This is a genomic window from Bacillus taeanensis, assembly GCF_003318295.1.
Classification (GTDB): Bacteria; Bacillota; Bacilli; order Bacillales; family UBA6769; genus Maribacillus; species Maribacillus taeanensis.
On the sequence record NZ_QOCW01000004.1, the window covers coordinates 206,576 to 232,524 of the forward strand.

27 protein-coding genes are annotated in these 25,949 nt (G+C 36.1%); 22 read left to right on the top strand and 5 right to left on the bottom strand.

Annotation, left to right across the window (positions count from 1 at the left end; translation table 11 throughout):
* Window positions 1-54 precede the first annotated feature (54 nt).
* From ahrC to spo0A, 4 genes are all read left to right on the top strand, one after another.
* Complete coding sequence (gene ahrC / locus DS031_RS06295) at window positions 55-504, top strand: transcriptional regulator AhrC/ArgR (RefSeq protein WP_113805069.1); 450 nt, start codon at window positions 55-57, stop codon at window positions 502-504.
* Window positions 505-572: 68 nt separating this feature from the next.
* Window positions 573-2,303: a DNA repair protein RecN gene (recN, locus tag DS031_RS06300; RefSeq protein WP_113805070.1), complete on the top strand. Its 1,731-nt coding sequence runs from the start codon at window positions 573-575 to the stop codon at window positions 2,301-2,303.
* Window positions 2,304-2,425: 122 nt separating this feature from the next.
* On the top strand, window positions 2,426-3,736 hold the full coding sequence (gene spoIVB, locus DS031_RS06305; RefSeq protein ID WP_113805071.1) for a SpoIVB peptidase: 1,311 nt from the start codon (window positions 2,426-2,428) through the stop codon (window positions 3,734-3,736).
* 239 nt (window positions 3,737-3,975) lie between these two features.
* The gene (gene spo0A / locus DS031_RS06310) at window positions 3,976-4,770 is read left to right on the top strand and encodes a sporulation transcription factor Spo0A (RefSeq protein ID WP_113805072.1); all 795 of its coding nucleotides are present in this window, start codon (window positions 3,976-3,978) and stop codon (window positions 4,768-4,770) included.
* 113 nt (window positions 4,771-4,883) lie between these two features.
* Here the strand turns inward: spo0A and DS031_RS06315 are convergent, their stop codons facing one another.
* A complete protein-coding gene (locus DS031_RS06315; RefSeq protein WP_113805073.1) occupies window positions 4,884-5,120 on the bottom strand; it encodes a DUF2627 domain-containing protein in 237 nt (78 codons plus the stop codon).
* A gap of 135 nt (window positions 5,121-5,255) precedes the next feature.
* On the opposite strand from DS031_RS06315, the gene DS031_RS06320 reads away from it, so the two are divergent.
* The 14 genes from DS031_RS06320 to DS031_RS06385 all read left to right on the top strand — a co-directional run bounded on the left by DS031_RS06320 (window position 5,256) and on the right by DS031_RS06385 (window position 20,443).
* Window positions 5,256-7,334 (top strand): sigma 54-interacting transcriptional regulator, encoded by a 2,079-nt coding sequence (locus tag DS031_RS06320; protein ID WP_113805074.1) that lies wholly within the window; start codon window positions 5,256-5,258, stop codon window positions 7,332-7,334.
* 130 nt (window positions 7,335-7,464) lie between these two features.
* Window positions 7,465-8,367 (top strand): phosphate butyryltransferase, encoded by a 903-nt coding sequence (yqiS, locus tag DS031_RS06325; RefSeq protein WP_113805075.1) that lies wholly within the window; start codon window positions 7,465-7,467, stop codon window positions 8,365-8,367.
* Window positions 8,368-8,395: 28 nt separating this feature from the next.
* On the top strand, window positions 8,396-9,496 hold the full coding sequence (bcd, locus tag DS031_RS06330) for a branched-chain amino acid dehydrogenase (protein WP_113805076.1): 1,101 nt from the start codon (window positions 8,396-8,398) through the stop codon (window positions 9,494-9,496).
* A gap of 85 nt (window positions 9,497-9,581) precedes the next feature.
* Window positions 9,582-10,694, top strand: coding sequence for a butyrate kinase (buk, locus tag DS031_RS06335; RefSeq protein ID WP_113805077.1), 1,113 nt, complete (start codon window positions 9,582-9,584; stop codon window positions 10,692-10,694).
* Window positions 10,695-10,714: 20 nt separating this feature from the next.
* The gene (lpdA, locus tag DS031_RS06340) at window positions 10,715-12,136 is read left to right on the top strand and encodes a dihydrolipoyl dehydrogenase (protein WP_113805078.1); all 1,422 of its coding nucleotides are present in this window, start codon (window positions 10,715-10,717) and stop codon (window positions 12,134-12,136) included.
* A 102-nt stretch (window positions 12,137-12,238) separates the two neighbouring features.
* Complete coding sequence (locus tag DS031_RS06345) at window positions 12,239-13,231, top strand: thiamine pyrophosphate-dependent dehydrogenase E1 component subunit alpha (protein ID WP_113805079.1); 993 nt, start codon at window positions 12,239-12,241, stop codon at window positions 13,229-13,231.
* Window positions 13,232-13,243: 12 nt separating this feature from the next.
* Window positions 13,244-14,227: an alpha-ketoacid dehydrogenase subunit beta gene (locus DS031_RS06350; protein ID WP_113805080.1), complete on the top strand. Its 984-nt coding sequence runs from the start codon at window positions 13,244-13,246 to the stop codon at window positions 14,225-14,227.
* Between the two features lie 60 nt (window positions 14,228-14,287).
* The gene (locus tag DS031_RS06355) at window positions 14,288-15,559 is read left to right on the top strand and encodes a dihydrolipoamide acetyltransferase family protein (RefSeq protein ID WP_425451933.1); all 1,272 of its coding nucleotides are present in this window, start codon (window positions 14,288-14,290) and stop codon (window positions 15,557-15,559) included.
* Window positions 15,560-15,888: 329 nt separating this feature from the next.
* The gene (locus DS031_RS06360; protein ID WP_113805108.1) at window positions 15,889-16,314 is read left to right on the top strand and encodes a BrxA/BrxB family bacilliredoxin; all 426 of its coding nucleotides are present in this window, start codon (window positions 15,889-15,891) and stop codon (window positions 16,312-16,314) included.
* Window positions 16,315-16,574: 260 nt separating this feature from the next.
* A complete protein-coding gene (locus tag DS031_RS06365; protein ID WP_113805109.1) occupies window positions 16,575-17,375 on the top strand; it encodes a transporter substrate-binding domain-containing protein in 801 nt (266 codons plus the stop codon).
* Between the two features lie 24 nt (window positions 17,376-17,399).
* On the top strand, window positions 17,400-18,059 hold the full coding sequence (locus tag DS031_RS06370) for an amino acid ABC transporter permease (protein WP_113805082.1): 660 nt from the start codon (window positions 17,400-17,402) through the stop codon (window positions 18,057-18,059).
* A complete protein-coding gene (locus tag DS031_RS06375) occupies window positions 18,052-18,774 on the top strand; it encodes an amino acid ABC transporter ATP-binding protein (RefSeq protein WP_113805083.1) in 723 nt (240 codons plus the stop codon). The genes DS031_RS06370 and DS031_RS06375 overlap by 8 nt, the downstream gene beginning before the upstream one ends.
* A 135-nt stretch (window positions 18,775-18,909) precedes the next feature.
* Window positions 18,910-19,863, top strand: a complete 954-nt coding sequence (locus DS031_RS06380; protein WP_113805084.1) for an aromatic acid exporter family protein — start codon at window positions 18,910-18,912, stop codon at window positions 19,861-19,863.
* A gap of 73 nt (window positions 19,864-19,936) precedes the next feature.
* Window positions 19,937-20,443, top strand: a complete 507-nt coding sequence (locus tag DS031_RS06385; protein WP_113805110.1) for a L,D-transpeptidase — start codon at window positions 19,937-19,939, stop codon at window positions 20,441-20,443.
* 41 nt (window positions 20,444-20,484) lie between these two features.
* Here DS031_RS06385 and prli42 read toward each other — a convergent pair whose 3' ends face one another.
* Complete coding sequence (gene prli42 / locus DS031_RS23550; protein ID WP_181833042.1) at window positions 20,485-20,577, bottom strand: stressosome-associated protein Prli42; 93 nt, start codon at window positions 20,575-20,577, stop codon at window positions 20,485-20,487.
* A gap of 147 nt (window positions 20,578-20,724) precedes the next feature.
* On the opposite strand from prli42, the gene mce reads away from it, so the two are divergent.
* The 3 genes from mce to DS031_RS06400 all read left to right on the top strand — a co-directional run bounded on the left by mce (window position 20,725) and on the right by DS031_RS06400 (window position 22,969).
* Entirely contained in the window at window positions 20,725-21,147 is a 423-nt protein-coding gene (mce, locus tag DS031_RS06390) for a methylmalonyl-CoA epimerase (protein WP_113805085.1), read from the top strand.
* Between the two features lie 75 nt (window positions 21,148-21,222).
* Window positions 21,223-22,344 carry a M20/M25/M40 family metallo-hydrolase gene (locus tag DS031_RS06395; protein WP_113805086.1) on the top strand — a complete coding sequence of 374 codons (1,122 nt, stop codon included), beginning with the start codon at window positions 21,223-21,225 and terminating at the stop codon, window positions 22,342-22,344.
* Window positions 22,345-22,471: 127 nt separating this feature from the next.
* A complete protein-coding gene (locus DS031_RS06400; protein ID WP_113805087.1) occupies window positions 22,472-22,969 on the top strand; it encodes a MarR family winged helix-turn-helix transcriptional regulator in 498 nt (165 codons plus the stop codon).
* A 50-nt stretch (window positions 22,970-23,019) separates the two neighbouring features.
* Here DS031_RS06400 and DS031_RS06405 read toward each other — a convergent pair whose 3' ends face one another.
* Both DS031_RS06405 and DS031_RS06410 read right to left on the bottom strand, forming a co-directional pair.
* Window positions 23,020-23,235 (bottom strand): hypothetical protein, encoded by a 216-nt coding sequence (locus DS031_RS06405; protein ID WP_113805088.1) that lies wholly within the window; start codon window positions 23,233-23,235, stop codon window positions 23,020-23,022.
* A gap of 84 nt (window positions 23,236-23,319) precedes the next feature.
* Window positions 23,320-23,910 (bottom strand): CPBP family intramembrane glutamic endopeptidase, encoded by a 591-nt coding sequence (locus DS031_RS06410; RefSeq protein ID WP_113805089.1) that lies wholly within the window; start codon window positions 23,908-23,910, stop codon window positions 23,320-23,322.
* Between the two features lie 77 nt (window positions 23,911-23,987).
* On the opposite strand from DS031_RS06410, the gene rnz reads away from it, so the two are divergent.
* On the top strand, window positions 23,988-24,905 hold the full coding sequence (gene rnz / locus DS031_RS06415; protein WP_113805090.1) for a ribonuclease Z: 918 nt from the start codon (window positions 23,988-23,990) through the stop codon (window positions 24,903-24,905).
* Here rnz and DS031_RS06420 read toward each other — a convergent pair whose 3' ends face one another.
* Window positions 24,906-25,688: a glycerophosphodiester phosphodiesterase gene (locus tag DS031_RS06420; protein ID WP_113805091.1), complete on the bottom strand. Its 783-nt coding sequence runs from the start codon at window positions 25,686-25,688 to the stop codon at window positions 24,906-24,908. It lies immediately after the preceding gene.
* Between the last annotated feature and the right edge of the window lie 261 nt (window positions 25,689-25,949).

Consider the following 25,949-nt stretch of genomic DNA (forward strand, 5'->3'; position numbering starts at 1 on the left):
GTTACGATAAAGAAAAGGAATTATTAACGACATCGTAATGAATTGAGGTGTAGTATGAATAAAGGACAGCGACATATTAAAATTCGGGAAATTATTGCAAATAATGAAATTGAAACGCAAGATGAGCTTGTCGATTCTTTAAAAGAAGCAGGATATAACGTCACACAAGCAACTGTTTCAAGAGATATTAAAGAACTTCATCTTGTAAAAGTTCCAATGCTTGATGGACGATATAAATACAGTTTACCGGCTGATCAACGCTTTAATCCGCTGCAAAAATTAAAACGTGCGTTAACGGATAGCTTTATTAGTATTGATAGTGCCGATCATTTAATCGTCATGAAGACAATGCCGGGAAATGCAAATGCCATTGGAGCGCTAATTGATAACCTTGATTGGAATGAAGTTTTAGGAACAATATGCGGTGATGATACGATTTTAATTATTTGCCGAAGTAAAGAGGTTAGTCCGGATATCTCACAACGATTTTTAGAAATGTTGTAAAAAAGATAGAAATCTCAATCCTCATTAGGAAGAAACGTTGATTTTATTGAAATAAGGTGTGATTGTTTATGTTAGCAGAAATATCAATAAAAAACTTTGCAATCATTGAAGCAATTTCGTTATCGTTTGAAAAAGGATTAACGGTCATTACTGGAGAAACAGGCGCTGGTAAGTCAATTATTATTGATGCGATTGGTTTATTAGTTGGAGGCAGAGGTTCTTCTGAATTTGTTCGCTATGGGGAAAAAAAGGCTGAAATAGAAGGACTTTTTTTGATTGATGAGGCTCACCCATGTCATGATAAACTACGTACATTAGGCATTGAATCTGACGAAGAAATGATCGTTTTGCGAAGAGATATCTCAAGCAATGGAAAAAGTGTCTGTCGTATTAACGGCAAGCTTGTTACATTAGGTATTTTAAGAGAGGTAGGCAGATCACTCATTGACATTCATGGGCAGCATGAACACCAAGAATTAATGCAGGCAGAACAGCATTTATCACTTTTGGATCGGTTTGGTGAAAAGGAAATCCAACCAGCTTTTCAAGAATATCAAAAAGTTTATGTCCAGTTTCAAAAACTTATGGGACAAGTAAATAAATTAACAGAAGATGATCAACAAATGGCTCATCGTCTTGATTTAATTCAATATCAGCTCGATGAAATTCAAAAGGCAAATTTAGAGCCAAATGAAGATGAAGTGCTGCTTGATGAAAAAACAAAACTGGCCAATTATGAAAAATTATTTGCAGCCATTCGCGATAGTTATCATGCTTTATATGGTGATAACAAAGGGCTTGACTGGATTGGACATGCAATGGGACATCTTGAAGAAGTGTCAGAAATGGATTCCTCATTAAAGAAAGCATATGATGGGGTATCAAACAGTTTTTACGTTTTAGAAGAAGCAATGTTTGCACTTAGAGATTATTATGATCAATTAGAATTTGATCCAAATCGCCTTGATTTTATTGAAGCAAGGTTAAATGAAATTAATATGTTAAAACGAAAATATGGAGAATCGGTTGAACAAATTCTTGAGTATGCAGCAGCGATTGAAGATGAAATTGATCAACTTCAAAATCGTGATCACCATGTGGAGAAAATGCAGGCGGAATTAAAAAGTATAACATTGGATTTAACAGTAGAAGCTAAAAATTTAACGACGCTTCGTAAAAAGGTTGCACAGCAATTAACAGCTTCCATTCTTGAAGAATTAAAACAGCTATATATGGAAAAAACAACATTTAATATTTCCATTGAGTTAGAAGAAGGTAAAATAAACCGTGATCCAGTAATAGATGGCACAGCAGTTCATTTTAAAAAAGATGGTATCGATCAAGTTGAATTTTTAATTTCTACAAATCCTGGAGAGCCTTTAAAGTCTTTATCTAAAGTGGCTTCTGGAGGAGAGCTTTCAAGAATAATGCTTGCATTAAAATCAATTTTTTCAGTTCATCAAAAAATTACATCTATTATATTCGATGAAGTGGACACAGGTGTGAGCGGAAGAGTGGCACAAGCAATGGCGGAAAAGATTTATCGCTTATCCAATGATTCCCAAGTGTTTTGTATTACTCATTTACCTCAAGTCGCTGCAATGGCAGATACGCATCTTTATATTGCGAAACAGCATACGGAAGATGGGCGTACCTCAACAAAAGTGACTGCACTTGAAAAAAATGAAAAAATAAAAGAAATTGGCCGAATGATTTCAGGTGTAGAAATAACGGAATTAACAAAACAGCATGCAAATGAATTATTGAACCTTGCTGCCGATATAAAATCCACTTCTTGAAAAGCTATCCAAATAAGGGATAGCTTTTTGTTTTTTGTCAGTTATAATAAAACCTCACAAAGACAAAAATAATGATACAGCCATGATGGAGGTGTGGATTAGAGACGGGGAGAGTGAAATAATTGAAAAGAATACTGTTAACTAAGGTAATTGGTATAGTTCTCCTTGCATTTTTAGTAGGTATAGGTTTTTATAAGCCTGTTCAACAATATATTAATATTCCTCAAACGATGACATTTTTTGAAGACAGACACGCGTTTATTGATGTATTGCCTGCAAATACAACATTTAAAAAAGTGGAAGATTCCATTCTTTCCATTGCAGAAGAACAAGGTGAGGAAGAAAAAACATTGCTATTAACCAGTCAACAAGAAGGAGAAGAAGAGCTAACACTGCAAGTTGGGAATTTTCCTGTCAAGAAAGTAGATGTAAAAGTGTTATCTGAATTTAGAGTTCGTCCTGGTGGGCAATCGATTGGAGTAAAATTAAATACGTTAGGAGTACTGGTTGTTGGTCACCATCTTGTTAATACGAAAAATGGTGATGAATCTCCTGCTGAAAAGGCGGATATTCAGGTTGGCGATATTATTACAAAAATTAATGGTCAAACAATTAAAAAACTAAGTGATGTTGCTTCATTTATTGAAAAAGCAGGTAAACAAAATACAGAACTTCATTTAACTGTACTGCGCGAAAATGAAATGCTTGAAAAGAAAATAAAGCCGCTCCAAGATAAAGGGGATGAATCTTATCGGATTGGCTTATATATACGTGATTCAGCTGCAGGAATTGGCACACTTACATTTTACCATCCAGAATCAAAAAAATATGGAGCGTTAGGACATGTTATTTCAGATATGGATACAAAAAAGCCGATTGTTGTAAATCATGGTGAGATTCTTGAATCATCTGTCACATCGATTGAAAAAGGCAGCAATGGAAATCCGGGTGAAAAGTTAGCACGGTTTTCTAACAATAATAAAGCAATCGGAAATATTACAAGAAACAGTCCATTTGGAATTTTTGGCAAGTTAACAACACCAGTCGAGAATAATATTTTAGATAAAGATTTGCCAATTGCACTTTCCCATGAAGTAAAAGAAGGGCCAGCGAAAATACTAACAGTGGTAGAAGGAAACAAAGTCGAAACATTTGATGTGGAAGTAGTAAGTTCAGTTCCGCAAAAGTTTCCAGCTACAAAAGGATTAGTTATTAAAGTTACTGATCCTAAACTTTTAGAAAAAACAGGCGGAATTGTTCAAGGGATGAGCGGCAGCCCCATTATTCAAGATGAAAAAGTGATTGGAGCTGTAACACACGTCTTTGTTAATGATCCTACGAGTGGATATGGTGTTCATATTGAATGGATGCTTAATGAAGCAGGAATAAATATTTATGAAGAAGATCGCAGTGGAAAGCGGGTGGCGAGCTAAAATGCTTGCTGCTTGCTTTCTTTTTATTAAAAATTTGTTAAAATAGATAGTAATAAAGAAAATTCGACAAAGGCGTGAGATTTCTACTGTCAAATAGCAATTAACGTCGAAAAGTCAAGCATCCATGAGCAAATACAAGAAAATGTGGTTTTTTAACATTTTTTTAAAAAAATAAAAGGATTTTGGATGTTCCTGTTGAATTAAACTTAATAAACAATTGTGCTAAGGGGGAAAAAAAGGTGCAAAAAATTAAAGTGTGTTTAGCAGATGATAATAGGGAATTAATTCATCTGATCGAAGAGTACCTTTCCGATCAAAGCGATATAGAAGTTATCGGCGTCGCGTATAATGGCCATGAGTGCCTTGAAATCATTGAAGAAAAAGATCCGGATGTGCTTGTCCTTGATATTATTATGCCGCACCTTGACGGTTTAGCTGTTTTAGAAAAAATTCGCGAACGAAATTCTTCTCCAAGTGTTATTATGTTAACAGCATTTGGACAAGAAGATGTTACAAAGAAAGCGGTTGACTTAGGAGCATCTTATTTTATTTTAAAACCATTTGATATGGAAAATTTAACAAACCATATTCGACAAGTTAGCGGGAAAAAATCAGCGTTTATCCAAAAGCCTGCTGCTTCAAGAATGGAAAAAGACAAGCCTAAAAATCTAGATGCAAGTATTACAAGTGTCATACATGAAATTGGCGTACCGGCCCATATTAAAGGATATATGTATTTAAGAGAAGCCATTTCGATGGTTTATAACGATATTGAATTGTTAGGTTCTATTACGAAAGTGTTATATCCAGACATTGCTAAGAAATATAATACAACATCAAGCCGCGTTGAACGTGCGATTCGTCATGCCATTGAAGTCGCATGGAGTCGAGGCAACATTGAATCAATTTCAAAAATGTTTGGTTATACTGTTTCCATGACAAAAGCAAAACCAACAAATTCCGAATTCATCGCAATGGTTGCGGATAAGCTTCGCATTGAGCACCAGTCTTCCTCTTACAGCGGGATGCGTTAGTAAAAATAGTTAAATAAAGAAATTCTGAACACCTCCAAGTTAGTTATAATCAATTTGAGGTGTTTTGTTTTGGGAAAATAAAAGCGATCTGTTCATTTGGAAACAGATCGCTTTTATTTTTTGTTGAAACGCGGTTGGATTTTATTTCGTTTTCGGTCTCTATAAAAAATAAATCCGCCAACAAATGCGAGGCCTAAAACAAAGGAGAGAAGTCCTGCAATAAATTGAACCCATAAATATGGATAAGGGAAATTTAATAAATTAAAAAAAATATCTCTCATTTGCTTAATTCCATAAACGGCTAATAGACCGGGAAGTAAAACAATTAGTAAGGCAATATAACGCTGCATACAAATGCATCCTTTCATCAATACTACTTATCATTTTATCTAAAAATTGTTAGTGTGTCTATTTGTCAATGTTAATGTTTAACGGTTATGATAGAAATATGAAAAAAATTGCATGGTTATTAAGGGGTGGAGACAGTGAAAAATGTTTTAATTGTTGGAGCTGGAAAAGGAGGTTCTGCACTCCTAAAAATATTAATGGAAACAAAAAGTATGAATGTGAAAGCAGTAGTTGATAAAAACATTGAGGCAGTGGGAATAAAGCTTGCTAAGCAATATGGGATAACAGCTTTATCGGATTGGAAAAAGATCCTTGATGAGTCGATTGATATTATTATTGAGACTACTGGAGAGGAAGATGTATTTGAACAGATACGGGATAAGCGTCATCAACATACTGTGTTAATACCAGCTTCAGTGGCAAGTATAATCTCTAGTTTAATCCAAGATAAAGAGCAGCTAATCAATCAGTTAAAAACGAATTACTATATGCAAAATATTATTTTGCATTCTACTCAAGATGGAATGATTGCGATTAATAAAGAAGAAAAAGTTACTTTATTTAATAAAAGTGCTGAACGAATGACAGGATTAACAAGACAGGATGTACTTAATCAAAGCATTGCCTCTGTGCTCCCGGCAAGCTTATTACCGACTACATTACATACAGGACATACTGATTTAAATCAGGAACTTATATTTGAAAACGGTTTAAAAGTCATTACGACACGAACACCTATTATCGATGATGAAGGAAATATTATCGGCGCTTTTGCAGTTTTTAAAGACATTACTGAAATTGAAGAAATGGCAAAAGAAGTCACCAATTTAAAAAGCATTCAAACGATGCTCCAGGCTATTATTCAATCTTCTGATGAAGCGATTTCTGTTGTTGATGAGCAAGGAAAAGGGCTTATGATAAATCCGGCATATACACGTATTACTGGACTATCAGAAGCTGAAATTATTGGAATGCCGGCAACCACAGATATTTCAGAAGGAGAAAGCATGCATTTACAAGTTTTAAGAACAAGAAAACCTGTAAGAGGTGTAAGAATGAAGGTGGGCCCTAAAAAGCGCGATGTCATTGTAAATGTAGCTCCAGTAATCGTAGATGGGAAATTAAAAGGCAGTGTCGGCGTTATTCATGATGTTTCTGAGATTAGCACATTAACAGATGAATTAAAGCGTGCAAGACAAATTATTCGTACATTAGAAGCTAAATATACCTTTGATGATATTATCGGCCAATCTGAGGAAATCATATTTGCAATCAAACAAGCAAAATTAAGTGCAACAACGCCAGCTACCGTTTTATTGCGCGGAGAGTCAGGTACTGGAAAAGAGCTTTTTGCTCATGCAATTCATAATGAGAGTGAGCGAAAGTACAGAAAATTTGTCAGGGTAAATTGTGCTGCGATTACAGAAAGTTTGCTTGAAAGTGAACTGTTTGGATATGAAGAAGGAGCATTCTCTGGTGCAAAGCGCGGCGGAAAAAGAGGATTGTTTGAAGAGGCCAATGGTGGAAGCATTTTTTTAGATGAAATTGGTGAGTTGGCAAGCAGTACGCAGGCAAAGCTCTTAAGAGTATTACAAGAAGGAGAAATTATTAGAGTCGGTGGAACCACGTCTATTCCAATTGATGTTCGTGTTATTGCTGCAACAAACGTGAATTTAGAAAAAAGAATAAGTGAAGGGACGTTTAGGGAAGATTTATACTATCGATTAAATCGTATGCCTATTCATATTCCACCGTTAAGAAACCGAAAACAAGACATTGCTGAATTATGCAATCATTTAATTATAAAGATTAATCAGGACTATGGTCGTAATGTAGAAGGTTTGACAGAGGATGCATTAGCATTACTCAGTAATTATGATTGGCCTGGAAATGTAAGAGAACTTGAGAATATTTTAGGGCGGGCTATCATTAATATGCAGTTTTCAGATTTATATATTAAGCCAGAGCATCTTTCTTTATTAACACTAACACCTGTTTCTAAGAAGAAGGAGCGGGTCATAGAACAGGCTGGAGAGGTAGATGGAGAAATGACGTTAACGAGTATGATCGAAGAATATGAGAAAAAAATTATTAAAAAAGTACTTCAAGAAAAAATGTATAACAAAACGCTTACGGCAAAAGCGTTAGGTGTATCGCTTCGCAACTTATATTATAAAATTGAAAAATATGAAATTGAAAAAAATGACACGCAATAATTTGCATAGTATGATAAAATTTGCATATAAAAAGTTGGGATTATTGAGCTGTTTTCGTGATTACATCTTGGTATCGTTCTTGCATATTTAAATAATGGAATATGTGGATGAAAAGGAAGGATTGAAAGACATGTCATTTAAAATGCTCATAAAAAAAGCGGCAGAACTTCCTAATAAGCGGATTGCTGTAGCGGCAGCAGAGGATGATGCGGTTATTGAAGCGGTAAAACAAGCTGTGGATGAGCAGCTTGCCTCATTTTTGTTATTTGGTCATGAACAGCAAATTAGAACTCTTCTAGATAAAGAAGGTTCTGCTTATTCGAGTAATGATCACATAAGTATTATTGCAGCCAATAGTCCTGAAGAATCAGTAGAACTTGCAGTGAAAGCTGTTCATAACAATAAAGCAGATGTACTAATGAAAGGCAGAATTCCTACAGCGATGATATTAAGAGCAGTTTTACATAAAGAATATGGTCTAAGAAGTGGAAAGATACTCTCTCACGTGGCTGCTTTTGATATTGAGGGATTTAATAAGTTTATTTTTGTAACAGATGCCGCGATGAATATTGCTCCTGATTTAGATACAAAGGTAGAGATTATTCGAAATGGTGTTGCTGTTGCGAGAGCGTTAGGTGTAGAAATGCCTCGTGTTGCCCCGATAGCCGCTGTTGAAGTCATTAATCCGAATATGCAGGCAACTCTTGATGCGGCAGCTTTAACGGTTATGAATCAACGCGGTCAAATAAAAAATTGTATCATTGATGGTCCGCTCGCCTTAGATAATGCAGTATCGATGGATGCAGCGCAGCATAAAGGAATTAAAAGTGATGTTGCAGGTCAAGCGGATTTATTAATTGTCCCAACGATTGAAGTTGGAAATGTCTTGTACAAATCTCTTGTTTACTTTGCGAAAGCAAAGGTAGGAGCGGTTTTGGCAGGCTCTAAAGTACCTATCGTCTTAACATCAAGAGCAGACAGTGCAGAAAGCAAATATTATTCTATCGCTTTAGCTGTATGCTCAGTATCTTAATTTAAGAACATCTCAGGAGGCGTTTGGAATGGAACTTTTTAAATATATGGAACAATATGATTATGAACAAGTAGTTGTATGTCAGGATAAAGCTTCAGGACTAAAAGCAATTATTGCAATTCATGACACAACCCTTGGACCGGCATTAGGGGGAACAAGAATGTGGACGTATGCATCAGAAGCGGATGCTTTTGAAGATGCGCTCCGTCTTGCAAGAGGGATGACATATAAAAATGCGGCGGCAGGATTAAATCTTGGAGGGGGGAAAACGGTTATTATTGGAGATCCCCGGAAAGATAAAAATGAAGAAATGTTTCGAGCGTTTGGCCGCTTTATTCAAGGGTTAAATGGTCGATATATTACAGCTGAAGATGTGGGCACAACGGTTGCTGATATGGATCTAGTTCATCAAGAAACCAGCTTTGTGACAGGAGTTTCTCCAGCTTTTGGATCTTCTGGTAATCCTTCACCTGTGACCGCTTATGGAGTATATCGAGGAATGAAGGCTGCGGCTAAAGAAGCGTTTGGTTCTGATTTATTAGCAGGTAAAACTGTTGCTGTTCAGGGTGTAGGAAATGTCGCTTATACACTTTGTGAATACCTTCATGAAGAAGGCGCTTCTCTAGTTGTAACGGACATTAATAAGGAGGCTGTTCAGCGGGTCGTTGAAAAATTTAACGCTAAAGCAGTCGACCCTAATGATATTTACGAGGTGAACTGTGACATTTTTGCCCCTTGCGCTCTTGGGGGAATTATAAATGATCAAACATTGCCAGAACTAAAAGCAAAAGTCATTGCAGGAGCAGCTAATAACCAACTAAGAGAAACACGTCATGGTGATATTATTCATGAAAAAGGAATTGTCTATACACCAGATTATGTGATTAATGCTGGCGGAGTCATTAACGTAGCTGATGAATTGCATGGTTATAACAGCGAGAGAGCGTTAAAAAAAGTGGAAGGTATTTATGATAATGTTTTAAAAGTATTTGAAATTGCAAAGCGTGATCAAATTCCAACATATCAAGCTGCTGATCGTCTTGCGGAAGAGCGTATTGAACGTGTACGACAATCACGAAAACAATTTTTAATCAATGAACACCATATTTTAAGTCGAAGAAATCGCTAAGTAAAAACTGAATTTTCAAAGCCAAGCGCTTGTAGGAAAGGAATTTACCCGGAAGTGCTTGAGCTTTTCAATTGGAGGGTTTTCTATGTCAAAGCAAAAAGAATTTCGTTTGCTTACAATTAATCCTGGTTCTACTTCAACTAAAGTTGGTGTATTTGATAATGAGCGTGCTATTTTTGAAAAAACAATCCGTCATGCTCGTGAAGAGTTAAAGCAATATAAAACGATTTTTGAACAATATGGTTTCCGAAAGCAGATGATTTTAGAAACATTGGATAATGAAGGAATAAATATTTCTAAGTTAAATGCTGTTGTTGGACGAGGGGGATTACTGCGCCCTATTAAAGGTGGAACATACCTTGTAAATGATAAAATGCTTTCTGATTTAAAAGATGGATATGCGGGGGAACATGCTTCGAATCTAGGCGGTATCTTAGCCAACGAAATTGCTCGGCAATTAAATATCGAAGCTTTTATTGTTGATCCTGTTGTAGTGGATGAAATGGAGCCGATTGCTAGAATTTCTGGCTTGCCGAATGTAGAACGAAAAAGTATTTTTCATGCATTAAATCAAAAGGCAGTGGCCCGTCGTGTTGCGAAGCAGTTAGGAAAACCATATGAAGAGTTGCATTTAATTGTTACCCATATGGGGGGAGGAATTACAGTTGGTGTCCACAAGCGCGGTAGAGTAGTAGATGTAAATAATGGTCTTCATGGAGAAGGACCTTTTTCTCCTGAAAGAGCGGGAACAGTTCCGGTTGGTGACTTGATTTCTTTGTGCTATTCGGGCCAATATTATGCAGAAGAAATGATGAAAAAACTTGTTGGACAAGCGGGATTAGTTGGTTATTTAAATACAAATGATGCCGTTAAAGTGGAAAAAATGGTTCAAGCTGGTGATAAATATGCTGAACTTATCTATAATGCCATGGCTTATCAAATTGCAAAAGAAATTGGGGCAGCGAGTGCGGTTGTCTCAGGTCAAGTAGATGCCATTATTCTTACAGGCGGACTAGCTTACGGAAAAGAATTTGTAAAGAAAATTTCAGATCGAATAAGCTGGATTGCAGACGTTATTGTGCAGCCGGGTGAAAATGAACTGCAGGCCCTTGCTGAAGGAGGACTTCGTGTGCTTCGTGGTGAAGAAGAAGCAAAAGAATATCCAGATGCAGCAGTTGCTGCAGTGATGAACCAATAATAAGAACAGAAGGTGAAAAAATGGCAACAGAGTATGATCTTGTCATCCTTGGTGGGGGAACAGGTGGTTATGTAGCTGCTATTCGCGCCTCGCAGCTTGGATTAAAAGTAGCGGTTGTAGAAAAAGACAAATTAGGAGGAACGTGTTTGCATCGAGGCTGCATTCCAAGCAAGGCTTTATTAAGAAGTGCTGAAGTGTTTGCAACTGCAAAGCGCGGTGAAGAGTACGGGGTAATCGCAAAAGAAATTGCATTGGATTTTTTAAAAGTTCAAGAGCGAAAACAAAACATTATTGACCAGCTTCATAGCGGCATTAAACATCTAATGAAAAAAGGAAAAATTGATATTTTTAAAGGGATCGGCCGTATATTAGGTCCTTCCATTTTCTCTCCTACAGCAGGTGCAATTTCTGTAGAGTTTGAAAATGGTGATGAAAATGAAATTCTTATCCCACAAAATTTAATTATCGCAACAGGTTCAAAGCCTAGCACTCTTTCTGGATTAGAAGTTGATGGAGAGTATGTTTTAACATCAGATGAAGCACTGCAGCTTGAAGAACTTCCTCATTCCATTCTTATAGTAGGTGGAGGTGTAATTGGGATTGAATGGGCCTCAATGTTTTGTGATTTTGGTTTGGAAGTAACTGTTCTTGAGTATGCAGACCGTATTTTGGCTACTGAAGATGAAGAGATTTCAAAAGAAGCAGAACGTTTACTTAAGAAAAAGGGAGTTAAAATTGTTACAAATGCAAAAGTTCTTCCAGAAACATTAGAAAAATCAAATGGGATTACTGTTAAAGCAGAACAAAAAGGGGAAGAGCAAGAATTTAAAGCTGACAAGATGCTCGTATCTGTTGGACGTAAAGCGAATATTCACGATATCGGTTTAAATAATACTACAATCAAAATTGAAAATGGTGTAATTCAAACAAACGAATATTACCAAACAGCTGAATCGCATATATATGCAATTGGTGATGTGATTGGTGGAATACAACTTGCACATGCTGCTTCCCATGAGGGGATTGTTGCTGTTGAACATCTTGCAAATCAAAAACCTCGACCGATTGATTATTCACTTGTTTCTAAGTGTATATATTCAAAACCAGAAATTGCGAGTGTAGGTTTCAATGAGCGAGAAGCAAAGGAAAAAGGCTTTAATATAAAGACTGGGAAGTTTATGTTTAAAGCCATTGGAAAAGCTCTCGTTTTTGGAGAGTCAGATGGATTTGTAAAACTTATTGTTGATAAGGAGACAGATGATTTACTTGGTGTCCATATGATTGGGCCGCATGTAACTGATATGATCTCGGAAGCGGGATTAGCACGCGTACTTGATGCTTCTCCTTGGGAAGTTGCCCATACCATTCATCCGCATCCTACCCTTTCAGAAGCGATTGGCGAAGCGGCATTAGCGGTTGACGGAAAAGCTATTCATTCATAACAAAAAAATATCTCCTTGCTGCTCTAGCGAGAGGGAGAGTGTGCATATCATAAAAATAAGGGGCGTAAAAAGGTATACATAAAATGAAGGGGGTATCTCTTTATGACAAACAATCGTCATGAATCATTAGGGTTGTCTGATGATTATGTATTAGAAATGTACGAAACAATGTTATTAGCAAGAAAAATTGATGAACGAATGTGGCTTTTAAATCGAGCGGGAAAAATTCCTTTTGTTATTTCTTGTCAGGGACAGGAGGCCGCGCAAGTAGGTGCTTCAATGGCATTAGATCATGAGAAAGATTATGTATTACCTTACTATCGCGATATGGGGGTAGTGCTTGCTTTTGGAATGACAGCTCGTGACCTCATGCTGTCAGGCTTTGCGAAAGCAGAAGATCCAAATTCAGGAGGACGGCAAATGCCTGGCCATTTTGGGCAGAAAAAAAACCGAATTGTTACAGGTTCATCACCTGTGACGACTCAAGTCCCTCATGCTGTGGGAATTGCATTAGCGGGAAAAATGGAAGGTAAAGACCTTGTAACGTTTACAACGTTCGGTGAAGGATCTTCAAACCAAGGAGATTTTCATGAAGGAATAAACTTTGCCAGTGTTCATAAACTGCCTGTTATTTTTATGTGCGAAAATAATAAATATGCTATTTCTGTACCAATCTCTAAACAGCTTGCTTGTGAAAAGGTATCTGATCGTGCTGTTGGATATGGCATTCCTGGGGTGACCGTTGATGGCAATGATCCGCTCGCTGTATATGAAGCGGTAAAAAATGCAGCAGACCGGGGCCGACGTGGGGAAGGGCCGACACTTGTGGAAACAATTTCATATCGTTTAACTCCGCATTCTAGTGATGATGATGACCGTGCTTACCGGGAACGAGAGGAAGTAGAGGAAGCAAAAAAGAAAGATTCTATTCTAACCTTTGCTAAGTACTTACGGGAAGTGAATGTATTAACAGAAGAAAAAGAAAAAGAAATTCAAGAGCGTGTAGCAGAGCTTGTAGATGAGGCAACAGAATATGCAGAAAGTGCACCATATCCAGATTCTCAAGAGTTGTACACACATGTTTATGGAGAATAGGGGGAAATTCATATGCCAATTATTTCATATATTCAAGCTGTAACCGAAGCTTTAAGAGAAGAGATGGAGCGAGACAAGCGTGTATTTGTATTAGGAGAAGATGTTGGCGTACGTGGTGGTGTGTTCCGTGCTACTGATGGACTTTATGAAAAATTTGGAGCTGACCGAGTGATAGATACGCCGCTTGCTGAATCAGCAATTGCAGGAGTAGGAATCGGAGCAGCTATGTATGGCATGCGTCCAGTTGCTGAAATGCAATTTGCAGATTTTATTATGCCGGCAGTTAACCAAATTGTTTCAGAAGCAGCACGGATTCGTTATCGTTCAAATAATGACTGGACTTGTCCAATTACAATCCGTGCACCATATGGCGGTGGGGTGCATGGTGCATTGTATCATTCGCAATCTGTTGAAGCGATGTTTGCCAGTGTACCGGGACTTAAAATTGTGATGCCTTCTACTCCATATGATGTAAAGGGACTTTTAAAAGCTGCTATTCGAGACGACGATCCAGTGCTTTTCTTTGAACATAAACGAGCATATCGTTTAATTAAAGGGGAAGTACCAGCAGAAGATTACACCCTTCCAATTGGAAAAGCGGATGTTAAAAATGAGGGAGAAGATATAACGGTTATCACATATGGGCTTGCTGTTCATTTTGCATTACAAGCAATTGATAAGTTGGAAAAAGAAGGAATTAGCGTCCAGCTTGTTGATCTCCGCACGGTTTATCCATTGGATAAAGAAGCGATTATAGAGTCGGCATCTAAAACAGGTAAAGTTCTTCTTATTACAGAAGATAATAAAGAAGGTAGTATTATGAGTGAAGTAGCAGCTATTATTGCAGAGAATTGTTTATTTGATCTTGATGCACCGATCAAGCGTTTAGCAGGACCAGATGTACCAGCAATGCCATATGCTCCAACAATGGAAAAAGAATTTATGATTAATCCTGAAAAAGTAGAAAATGCCATGCGAGAATTAGCAGCGTATTAATCAGAAAACCGTTAACCATTAATGTAGGAGGTAGAAGTTGTGGCAGTAGAAAAAATTGTAATGCCCCAATTAGGGGAAAGTGTAACGGAAGGAACAATTAGCACATGGCTTGTTAAAGTCGGAGATACGGTTAACAAATATGATCCAATTGCAGAAGTTATGACAGATAAAGTGAACGCTGAAGTGCCTTCATCATTTTCGGGCGAAATTAAAGAATTAGTGGCTGAAGAAGGCGAAACAATTGCCATTGGAGAATTAATTTGTTATATCGAGGTTGAGGAAAGCAGTTATACAATAAAAGAGAGCGAAAAAAATAGTTCAGATAATAAAAGAGTAAAAATAAAACGAGAAGAAAATAAAACGGAAAAACAAACAAATAAAAAACGTTACTCTCCAGCTGTATTAAGACTTTCTCAAGAGCATGGTATTAATCTTGAGAAAGTAGAAGGGACTGGAATAGGCGGAAGGATTACCCGGAAAGATTTGCAGAAGTTAATTGACGCTGGTGACATTCCAAAAGATAGAGATAAGGAAGAAAAGGGAGTAGAAGAGACGCCGCTTCAAAGTGCAGAGCAAGTTTCACAAATAAAGACAGCTTCGAAAAAAACGGTAAGTGTACCTGTTGACAAAGGAGATATTGAAATTCCGATTAGCGGAGTGCGGAAAGCCATTGCATCAAATATGGTGCGCAGTAAGCATGAAGCACCTCATGCTTGGACAATGCTTGAAGTAGATGTGACAAACTTAGTGAACTACCGCAATAAAATTAAGGAAGAATTTAAAAACAAAGAAGGCTATAATTTAACATTTTTCCCGTTCTTTATTAAAGCAGTTGTTGAAGGGTTAAAAGAATTTCCTCAAGTAAACTCAATGTGGGCCGGCGATAAAATTATCCAAAAGAAAGATATCAATATTTCGATTGCTGTCGCTACGGATGATGCTCTGTATGTACCGGTTATCAAAAATGCTGATGAAAAAAGTATTAAAGGAATTGCAAAAGAAGTAAACGAACTTGCTGTAAAAGTACGAACGGGCAAGTTGAAAACAGAAGATATGACAGGCGGCACTTTTACCGTCAATAATACAGGATCTTTCGGATCGGTTCAATCAATGGGAATTATTAATTATCCGCAAGCAGCGATTTTACAAGTAGAATCCATTGTAAAACGACCTGTTGTTATGAACAATGGCATGATTGCTGTTCGAGATATCGTAAACTTATGTTTATCATTGGATCATCGTGTCCTTGATGGTCTTGTATGTGGAAGGTTTCTAGCGAAAGTAAAGGAAAAGCTTGAGAATATTTCCGAGGAAACGACATCAATCTATTGATAGTTAATAAATAGTTCATATCGTTTTAAAGCTATTTATAAAATAAAAAAACGGTGAGCACAATTCTGCTCACCAAAACACCTTTAGGGGGTTAAGGGGTATGGAGGTGTTGCTGTAAATTATATACCACGATTAAATAAGGATAAAACCTAAAATATTCATTTTTTTATTTTGTTTCAAAAATAGTTGCAGTACATAAAATACTTATGCATATAATAAGTGAAGGCTAACGTTTAATAAAGGAAGAGCTTTTATTTGGAAATTTACTTTATTCCATGTAAAATAAACTATAAAGAAATTTTTATACTGAAAGGATGAGCTGCATCATGATGAATTATAATTTATTTATGCAGGAAATAGTAGAAACAGCAAGAAACGAAGCGCGTCAAGCAGGATTTGAAGAATTAAAAACTCCTGAAGAAGTAGATGGAGCATTGAAGAAAGAAGGCACAACATTAGTGCTTGTGAATTCTGTTTGCGGCTGTGCTGGTGGAATCGCGCGTCCTGCAGCAGCTTATGCGCTAAATAATTCTGAGAAAAAGCCTGATTTTGCTGTTACAGTATTTGCAGGTCAAGATAAGGAAGCAACAGAACAAGCACGTTCATACTTTACTGGTTATGCGCCTTCTTCACCATCATTTGCTTTATTAAAAGATGGAGAAATCAAAACAATGATTGAGCGTCATGATATTGAAGGTTTTGAGCCGCAAGAAGTTTTTGAAAAGCTCCAGCAGGCACTTAATGAATACTGCTAAACGATCTTTAAGGAGTCGATTTATCGGCTCTTTTTTTTGTTTTTTTTCAGAATAATAACAATTTAATAATATTTTATAAAAATAAAATGAATGAATAAAAAAATATAAAAATATCTTTTCTCGTACATTTTTATGTGTTAAAATGCATTTTGTTGCATATTTCATTATATGAATCAAATATTACAAGTTTGCAACACTAATAAAAAACACATCATATGATATAAATTTAATGAAAAAGGAGTTAGAACATGAAAAATGCGATGAAGAAGTTTAGTTTTGTCTTAATGTTTACGCTTTTAGTAGGAATGTTGGCAGCTTGTGGTACTGCAGAAAATGGTGAAGAAGCTAATACGGGGACAGAGGATGGAGCAGAAAAGAAAACACTTGTAATGGGTACTTCTGCTGACTACCCGCCGTTTGAATACATTGATTCTGCAAAAAGCAATGAGATCATCGGATTTGATATTGATATTGCCAATTATATTGCTGAACAACTTGGTTATGAAATTGAAATTAAAGATATGGATTTCAGCGGCTTAATTCCAGCTCTTTCAAGTGAGCGCGTTGATTTTGTACTATCTGGTATGACCCCGACAGAAGAGCGAAAAGAAAATGTTGATTTTTCTCAAATTTATTATGCAGCACACCATATGATTGTTTCTAAAACGGATAATAAAATTGAAACGGTAGATGGACTTAAAGGTAAAAAAGTTGGGGTGCAGCTTGGCTCTATTCAAGAAGGAAAAGCAAAAGAGCTTAAAGATGAAGGATTAAATATTGAAATTAAACAGCTAAATCGCATTCCGGAGCTAATTCAAGATTTAAAAGCCGGACGTTTAGATGCTGTTATTATTGAGGATACAGTCGCTAAAGGATTTTTAGAAAACAATGATGACATTCAAGGGATTGTCATGCCGGATACGAATGAAGAAGGCTCAGCGATTGCTTTTCCTAAAGGTAGCGAATTAACAGAACAATTTGATCAAGTCGTAACAGAAATGAAAGAAAATGGAAAAATGGACGAGCTAATTAATAAATGGTTCGGTGATGAAGCCGAATAAGCAGCAAAGGAAGGATGAATAGGCATGAATTTGGATTTTGACCAATTCGTGCCTAATATCCCTTACATTTTAAGTGGGATATTGGTCACGTTACAGTTTGTTAGTGTTTCAGCACTTATCGGCTTTTTTGGCGGAACGCTGCTTGCGTTATGTAAAATTGGACGCATTAAGGTTTTAGTGTGGCTCGCTGATGCTTATACGTCAATTTTTCGCGGCACTCCGCTTATTTTGCAATTGTCGCTTATTTATTTTGCAACTCCACAATTAGTAGGATATGATATTACTCCGTTTTTAGCGGGGGTTTTAGCGTTTGGATTAAATTCAACAGCTTACATTTCTGAGATTATTCGTGCAGGTATTGGAGCAGTTGATAAAGGGCAGCAAGAAGCAGCAGAAGCGCTTGGCATTCCATATCGTCCAATGATGAAGGATATCATTTTGCCCCAAGCACTGAAAAATATTCTGCCAGCACTAATGAATGAATTTATTACCTTAACAAAAGAGTCAGCTATTGTTTCAGTGATTGGTGTATATGATATTATGCGTCGTTCACAAATTGTTGCTGCCGAAAAATATAAATATTTTGAACCGCTATTAATTGCTGGTGTTATTTATTGGGTGCTTGTCATGGTATTAACATTGCTTGGAAAAGTCATTGAGAGGAGAATGAGCCGCAGTGATTAAAATTGAAGGAATGCATAAATCGTATGGACAGACAGAAGTATTAAAAGGTATTACAACAGAAATTAATAAAGGCGATGTTATTGCGATTATTGGTCCTTCTGGCTCAGGTAAGTCAACGTTTTTACGCTGTATTAATTTATTAGAAACGCCTTCATCAGGAAAAGTTTGGATTGATGAAGATGAAATTACAAACCCTAAAACGGAGATAATGAAGGTTCGCGAACGGATAGGGATGGTATTCCAACATTTTCATTTATTTCCTCATAAAACGGTATTAGAAAATTTAATTTATGCACCGATGACAGTAAAGGGAATTTCAAAAGATGAAGCTGTCAAAACGGCACGGGAATTATTAAAAAAAGTTGGTCTTGCTGATAAAGAAGGTGCCTATCCGAAAAGGCTGTCAGGCGGACAGAAACAAAGAGTTGCTATTGCTCGTGCGTTAGCGATGTCACCTGAATATATGCTGTTTGATGAACCTACGTCTGCGTTAGATCCTGAAATGGTAAAAGAAGTGTTAGACGTGATGAAATCATTGGCTGAATCTGGAATGACAATGGCCATTGTGACTCATGAAATGGGATTTGCAAAACAAGTAGCAGATCGCGTCTTTTTCTTAGATGAAGGCGTGCTGGTAGAGGACACACCTCCAACAGAATTTTTCTCTCATCCAAAAACTGATCGAGCAAAAGCATTTTTGGAAAAAGTGCTATAAAAATAAGAAACAGCTTATAGAAGCTGTTTCTTATTTTTTTGTCAGATTGACATTATGAAAAATATGGCTAATAATAGGTATATTTTAAAGTAATAAAAATGATCGCTTGGTTTTTGTTGAAAGGAGATTTAAAGGTTGCTTAAAATTGGATATCGTACCGTGAAAACAGCTGTAGGAACAGCGCTTGCTATTTATATTGCACAGCTTCTGAATTTAGAGTTTTACGTATCCGCGGGTATTCTTGTTATTTTATGTGTGAAACCTACAAAAAAGCGTTCGTTTCAAAGTGCATGGGAACGTTTTTTAGCTTGTTTGCTTGGTATGTTTTTTGCAGGGGTGTTTTTTGAACTAATTGGGTATCATCCAATTAGTTTAGGGCTTCTTTTATTGTTATTTATTCCAACGACAGTGGCATTGAAAATTACTGAGGGAATTGTAACAAGCTCCGTTATTATTCTTCATTTGTATACGGTAGGGGACTTATCTCTTTCGCTTATTATGAATGAACTTTTAATTATTGCAATTGGAATTGGACTCGCATTAACGATTAATCTCTATATGCCAAGTATGGAAAATGAGCTAAAAAAACTGCAGCTTGATGTAGAAAGAAACTTTAAATACATTTTTATAGAATTTGCTGGATTTTTAGAAAAGAGAGAAAGTGAGTGGGATGGAAAGGAAATATTAGAAGTTGCTGCCCTTATTGAAAGAGCAGCAGGGCTGGCCCTAAAAAATATTGAAAACCACATGCTGCGGCATGAAGATGAGTATTATCATTATTTTAAAATGCGTGAGAAGCAGCTTGAAATTTTAGAACGAGTGATGCCAATTATCTCGTCACTTGATCAAACGTATATACAAGGTAAAGAAATCGCCCACTTTTTACGAGAACTTAGCGAAGGCGTTCATTCGGGAAATACAGCAAAAATTTATTTAGAAAAATTAGAAGAATTAAAAGAACAATTCCGTCAATCGCCCCTTCCGAAAGACCGTAAAGAATTTGAAACGCGTTCGGCACTATTTTATTTTGTTAATGAAATGGAACAATACTTATTAATTAAACGTTATTTTAAAAGAAGCGATGTGTAAGCTTTTTAAATTGAGGCATCCTATATGTAAGCAGGATAACTTTCAAGGAGGGAAGCAGTTGTTGTTTCACTCAATTTCAATATTGATGTCATTTTTACTTCTGATTGCTTCACCTGTTTGGCCGCTAGGAGAGAACCCGATCGTTGGGGATCCTTTTATTATTGTTAATAAAAAGATAAATCAATTAGCATTTATTAATGAAGGTGAAATAAAAGAAACATATGAGGTAACGACAGGAAAAGAGCAGTCATTAACTCCGGAAGGTACTTTTACAGTAGTTGTAAAGGCGCAAAACCCGTATTATCGCAAAAAAAATATTCCTGGCGGTGTAAAGGAAAACCCATTAGGAACACGTTGGCTTGGCTTTGATGCTGAAAATACAGATGGAAGAATATATGGTATTCATGGGACAAACACTCCTCATTTAATCGGTTACAACCTGTCAAATGGGTGTGTGAGAATGAGAAATAACGAAGTCGAAAGTTTATATGAACGAATTCCGCTTGGTACAAAAGTTTTCATTGTGTCCAGCCAAAAAAGTTTTGAACAATTAGCGGAATCAGCTGGAGCGATTCCTTAAAAGAAGCTGGAAAATTAATTTTTCCAGCTTCTTTGTTGTTATTATATAAAAAATGATAAGCCTGCTAGTAATGTTGAGATTAACATTGAAGCGATCATCACATATACAATAATTTTTGTGTATTTGCGGGGCATTCATATAACCTCCCTAAAAAATCTCTATTTATTATTTTACTCTGATTTTTTAAATGAGACAAGTCAGCTTTTATTAAAGGGATTTCTTTATTAAAAAAGAAATAAATGGGGAAGGTTGGTAAATTTTTTAAGAATAGGGGTGAGAAAATGAATAAAAAGCAAGCTCCCAAAAAAATTGATCATATTGGAATTGCTGTTCGTTCCATTCAAAACGCACTTCCTTTTTATGTTGATTATCTTCACTTAAAATTAGAAGCAGTCGAAGAAGTAAATTCAGAAAAAGTAAAGGTTGCATTTCTTAAAGTAGGAGAAGTACGTATTGAGCTTTTAGAAGGATTATCAGAGGAGAGTGTGATTGTTAAGTTTATTGAAAAGCGTGGTGAAGGCATTCATCATATTGCACTAGGGATAGAGAATATTAGTGAACGAATTGATGAACTGAAGCAGGAGGGCATACAAATGATTCATAACGAACCAAAACAGGGAGCTCACGGTTCAAAAATTGCTTTTATTCATCCTAAAGAAAGCAGCAGTGTTTTATATGAATTATGTGAAGAGAAGAAACAGTAAATTATTTGCAAGCCCTTCAATAAAGTAGTAGTCTTTGTATGAAAGTGCATAAAAGTTTGCTAAGGAGGCTTTTTAGTGATAAATAAAGAGCGATTAATAGAAGAATTTTTAGAACTTTTAAAGGTTGATTCTGAAACAAAATATGAGCGGGAAATTGCCGATGTTTTAAAGAAAAAATTTTCTTCGCTCGGTGTGGATGTGGTAGAAGATAATGCTGCTGAAAAAACAGGTCATGGTGCAGGTAATTTAATTTGTACATTGGAAGGCAAAAAAGAGGTGGATCCTATTTATTTTACCTCTCATATGGATACTGTTGTGCCGGGAAACAATGTCAAGCCGTCAATAAAAGATGGTTATATTATTACGGATGGTACGACAATTTTAGGAGCAGATGATAAAGCAGGTTTAGCAGCAATGCTCGAAGCACTAAAAGTAATAAAGGAGAAGGAAATTGAACATGGAACGATTCAATTTATTATTACGGTAGGAGAGGAGTCAGGGCTGCAGGGAGCTAAAGTACTTGATCCTTCTTATATAAAAGCAAAATTCGGATTTGCTTTAGATAGTGATGGAAAAGTTGGCGATATTATTGTTGGGGCACCAACTCAGGCAAAAATAAACGCCATCATTAAAGGGAAAACAGCACATGCAGGAGTAGCGCCTGAAAAAGGGATTTCTGCTATTACGGTTGCTGCAAAAGCGGTTGCGAGAATGCCGCTTGGAAGAATTGATAGTGAGACGACTGCAAATATTGGTCGATTTGCAGGTGGGACCCAAACAAATATTGTTTGTGATCATGTGGAAATTCTTGCTGAAGCTCGATCTCTTGTGCCTGAAAAAATGGAGGAGCAAGCTAATAAGATGAAAAAAGCATTTGAAGCTGCTGCAGAAGAGATGAACGCGGAAGCTGAAGTAACGATAGAAGTGATGTATCCAGGATTTAAGTTTAAGGATGGCGATTATGTTGTTGAAATAGCAAAACAGGCGGCCGAAGCAATTGGACGCTCACCGAAACTTTTACACAGCGGTGGAGGAAGTGATGCAAATATTATTGCAGGACATGGCATTCCAACAGTGAATTTAGCTGTTGGTTATGAAGATATTCATACAACAAATGAAAAAATGCCGATTGAAGAATTGGTTAAAACTTCAGAACTTGTTCTAGCAATTATTCAACAAGTAGGCAGTTCAAAGTAATATAAAAAAACGACTTGCTAACTTAAGTTAGCAAGTCGTTTTTACGCGATTAAAGTGTGTTAAAATAAGTAGGGAAATATTTGTTTATTTAGCAATCATTACATATAAAGTGGAAGAGGGGACTTCTATGGAACAGGACAAGGAAAAGCTTCATTATTTGTTAAATTATTTGCGAGGCATTAATAAAGTGTTTGAAGAAGATTGGCAAAAAGCTGCTAAAAAAATTGGATTAACACAAGCAGAACAGCATACATTATGGATTGTTTATTTAGAAAAAGAAGTAACTGTAACAAGAATAGCTGAAATTGGATTATGGGATGTTTCAACGGTTATGCAGGTGCTAAAACGTTTAAAAGAAAAAGAACTTGTTGAAACAAAAAAGAAGTCAAGTGATCGACGGGTTTCCTATGTATATTTAACAGAGAAGGGTAAACAAAAACAAAAGCAATCTAGTGAAGGATACTATCAGTTTTATGAATTTTTTGAAGAATATCGTGGACAGGATGAACGTAATAAAAAAGTGTTGGATGATGCCTTGGAGCTTTTGAAAGAATGCAATCGACATTTTCATGGGCGTGATTTCGTAAACTGGATTGAACATAGCGGGAAAACATTTTCACAATAATGGCAAGGGGAGATATTCCCTTGTCTTTATTATTTTTAAAGCTGATGGTTTTATATTAAAACCCGAGTCATAGTAGGATAAAGGTTGTAATGGTCATATAAATGGAATTCCATTGACTCTAATATTTTTTCTTCTGGTAATTGAAGCAATTGTGACAGTTCAAAGATGGAAGGCGAACGAAAATGTTTCTCTTTAAATAAGCGGTTAGCTTGTTCAATATAATAAAATAAAGTGCCGTAATGAGTAATATTCTTTTCGTTACGCATCTCCTATCACCACCCTTTCAAACTAGGATTAAGTTTATTATAACATAGGTGGCAGTTAATTTTCAGAAAAAAAAGAATAAAGCTTTATAATAGAGGAAAGGCAATGAACAAAAGAAAATCAAAAAATAAATGAGATAAAATGCTAATAGTGAGATTTTTTGTATAATAATAAAGCCAGCCCCATACAATTCCTCCGGTAATCGCTGCTAATACAAGCAGAATACTTCCTGAATAAAGATGTGCCGATGCGTATAACATCGTCGAAAGAATAATTGAAGTTATGGGCGAAAAACGCTCATAAAGCTTTGTTTGTAAATAACCGCGCCAAAAAAACTCCTCCCCAGGAATAATTAGTAAGAATAAGCTGAAGAAATGCCAGTTTTGATATGGTTGAATTGTTGCGTATAATAAAGAGAGAGTATCTAGAAAATCAGGAAAAAGCAAGGCGGTTAATGCTTTTCCAGTAAAGAAAATAAAATAGAGCATAACAGCTGAACAAAGACTTATCCATAGGTGTGTTTTTTTAAGTTTCGTCCAATAAATTAATCGACTTCTAAAAGCAATCATTGAAAGAAGGAATAAAGAAATTGAAAAAATGATCCAAAAGTACTCGGAAGAAATAAAAAAGCTAAAACCAATTAATAGATGTGCGGCAATAAGATTAACAATGATCATAGCTGTTCACCTTTCGCTTTAGTTAGCAATATTATATGATTTATATGTAAATTTGTAAAAAAGGAGAGAATAAAAGTTTGGAACTTTATTTTTTAGGTACAGGCGCAGGTATTCCATCTAAGCAGCGAAATGTATCAGCAGCTGCTTTAAGGTTTTTTAATGATCAAGGAAGTACATGGCTGTTTGATTGCGGAGAAGCCACACAGCACCAAATTTTATATACCCCATTAAAGTTGAGTAAAATAGATAAAATTTTTATTACACATTTACATGGTGATCATATATATGGACTTCCCGGTGTATTAGGGAGCCGTTCTTTTCAAGGAACAGAAACACCTTTAACACTATTTGGCCCTAAAGGTTTAAAAGACTTTGTACAAACTTCTCTTTCTGTTAGCGGTACATTTCTTCGATATCGTTTAGAGGTTGTTGAAGTAGAAGATGGAGCTGTGTTTAAAGAGCGAAATACAGTGATTAAAGTAAAAAAGTTAGTGCATGGAATTCCTTCATTTGGTTACCGAATTGAAGAAGAAAATCAAGCGGGTTCTCTTCAAGTAGACAAGCTTAAAGCGCTTGGTGTACCTCCTGGTCCTTTGTATGGTCAGTTAAAAGAGGGAAAGCAGATTCAGTTAGAAGATGGTCGTTTTATTAATGGAAAAGACTTTTTAGGTCCTTGTAAAAAAGGAAGGAAAATTGCTGTATTGGGAGATACACGCTATACAGAAGCCGCAATTGAACTTGCTAAAGATGTAGATGTACTTGTCCATGAAGCTACCTTTGGAGCGCATGAACAGGAACTTGCGCATCAGTACTATCATTCTACTTCCGTGCAAGCTGCAAAAGTAGCGAAGATGGCAGAAGCATCCTCGCTTATTTTAACTCATATTAGTTCAAGATATGGAGAAAATGCCGATCGGCTGCTAAATGAAGCAAAAGAACAGTTTGTTAATACATATCTTGCAAAGGATTTATGGTCTTACTCGATACAACCTTAATTATCGTTTAAATAGTTTTTTCCATAAGGGATGTTTCTTGACAGGTTGGATATTATCCTTTACTTCTTTTAAAACAGATAATCCTAATGAGGGTAAGTCAGTAATAAGTGCGTCAACTTTCCATTGAATAAAAGTGCGCATCACTTTCTCATTATTCACTGTGTATGGACGGACGGAGATGCGATGTTTATGGAAGTTGGCTATCTTTTCCTTGGTTAAGGTTTTATAGTGTGGATGAGCTCCTTTCGCTTTTAAATTTTTCGCATAATTCCACGGTTCATAAAGGTTTGCTTTATAAATCGGGGCCGTTTTTATATGTGCATCAATATTATTAACGGTTAACAAGCTATTATGATTAAAGGATGACAAGATCACGCGTTTTTCTAATTGATAGCGATGAATTAAAGTAATAACCTTCTCTTCAAGTCCTTCATAAGTGATATCTTGATTTTTAAGTTCAATGTTTAATAATAAATCAGTGGAATTGCTCCACTCACATAACTCTTCTAAAGAAGGAATCGTTTCATTTTTATATGTTTTAGAAAACCAACTTCCTGCATCTAATTTTTTTAGTTCAGAAAATGTTTTATCTTTTATATAGCCAGTTCCATTTGTTGTTCTCTTTAAATAATGGTCATGAATAACTACAGGTATACCGTCTTTTGACAGCTGTACATCTAGTTCGATTCCGTGGGCACCAAGTTTATGAGCGGTTTTAAAAGCAATCATTGTGTTTTCAGGGCAGCGTCTGCTTGCGCCGCGGTGCGCAAAAATTAATGTCATATTGTTCACATCCTTTTCTTATATAAAGTAGTGTAATGATAGCAGTAAAAGAAGAAAATGAATAGAAAGTTCCGTTTATTTCTGTTTACTTTATTACAACTGTACACTAATGAACAAGGTAGTAAAATAAAAATGAGGCTGGGACAAAACCCTAGTCTGAAAACCTAAAAAGCATGTGAAATTTTACGCTCAGTAAAATTTCACATGCTTTTATTTTTTTCATAATAAAAAGGACATCTTCTGATAAAATTTAAGTACCCC